2 protein-coding genes are annotated in these 1,543 nt (G+C 42.1%); both read right to left on the bottom strand.

The annotated features are described in order from the left end of the window. The coding region (locus Q0338_RS01730; RefSeq protein WP_298085254.1) for a hypothetical protein at window positions 1-322 on the bottom strand (322 nt) is incomplete at its 3' end. A gap of 11 nt (window positions 323-333) precedes the next feature. Then, a complete protein-coding gene (locus Q0338_RS01725) occupies window positions 334-1,428 on the bottom strand; it encodes an ATP-binding protein (protein WP_298085253.1) in 1,095 nt (364 codons plus the stop codon). Between the last annotated feature and the right edge of the window lie 115 nt (window positions 1,429-1,543).

Raw genomic sequence — 1,543 nt, 5'->3', positions numbered from 1 at the left:
CGTTATCCGCTTTTACGCTTAGATTTAGCCACTCGGTGACCGCGCTTACGGCCGTTATAGCGGCGCCCGATCTTTCGATGCTGCCCTTAATAAAGTCGTATCTAGCGCCCTCAAAAAATGCGTGACCTTGAAATTTAGGCGGTAAAACGGCACCCTTGTCGCTAAAATTTTCAAACTCGGCCTCAAGCTCGCTGATGTAGAGCTCAAATTTGCTTCCGTCCGCCTCGCCAGCAAATTTATAAATTTTACCCTCATTTTCGTGTCTGATCTCGTAGCCTAGCGCCAAAATGTAGGCCAAAAATATCGCCGCAACCGCTCTCATAACCGCTCCTTTTATATGCCCAGCGCCCAGCGCGAAAACGGCGCGACCTCGCATTTTATGCCCTCTATGCTCGTCTCGCCCGAGTTTGCCACGCTGATTGCTTGTAGCCTATTTATACCTAAAATTTTTAAATTTGCGTGCAGTTTTTTAAATTTTAAAAAGACCAAATCCGCATCGCTAAACGGCGAGCAAATGATAGCAAGTTTCCTTTTTGGCAGGAAAAAATCAAGCTCTTTTGTATAAAAAATCTGCTCGTTAAATTTGGCCAGCTCGCAAAAAACCGTGTTGTTAAAATTTTTAGCGAAGTCCTTTTTTAGGCTCAGTGCGCTTTTAAACGCAAAGTCGTTAAAATAAAGCCTTTTTGCGGCGTTTGGCTCGTTAAATTTTTCTACCAGGCTAACCGCGCTCATATTTTCTAGCTCGCTAAGCGCGCCGTAAACGCTATCTTTTGAGATTTTGCGGGTGGATTTTAGCGTGCTAAAAATCTCAAAAACGCTCACGTTTTGCGCCTGAGCTTTCGCGCACTCTTTTAGCACTGCTAGCTGCGTGGCGGAGAGCGATGATTTTAGCGCGGTTTGTAGATTTGCCGCGACGTTTTCGGCATCGCAAAAGGCCGATGCGGGACTCCTGCCGTGAAGTAAAAAGTGGCTAAAAAGCGTCTCTGGATCGATCTTTTTTGAAAAAAAAGCGATAAATTCCTCGTAGTCTAAAAAATCCAAATTTAGCTCGCTAAATCCGCTCAAATTTGCATCTTTAAACCCGGAGGCGACGATAAAATTTTGCAAATTTAGCTCTAAAATCGGCTCAAATTTTTCCTGAAATCTCTGCTCGAAATCATCGATCGCTAGAATTTTTATCTGCGGATTTTGGCGTAAAAACTCTGGCAAATTTGACAAAATATCATCCGCATCTATGCGTAAATCGCCTAAATTTACATACAAAATCTCTTTGCTCTCAAATGCCGACAAAAAGCCAGCGATTAGAGATGTTTTGCCGCTTCCTATACCGCCTTTTATCAGCGTTTTTGGTGCTGTGATCTCAAATTTTCTATTTATAAATTTGATATTTTTTGGCGGATTTTGATAAAGCGCGTTTAGGATTTGCATTTTTTGCCTTTTAAATTTGGAAAATTATAGCAAAGTTTCCTTGTAAAGAGGAGGATAATTAAAATTTGACGCCAAAAAACAAGGGTAAATTTAACGATTTTTAAGGGGGGGGGGG

It is taken from the genome of uncultured Campylobacter sp. (genome assembly GCF_938018145.1).
In the GTDB taxonomy this organism is placed as follows: Bacteria; Campylobacterota; Campylobacteria; order Campylobacterales; family Campylobacteraceae; genus Campylobacter_A.
Note: the sequence above shows the minus strand (reverse complement) of the source record. Positions and strands in the feature narration are given on the sequence as shown.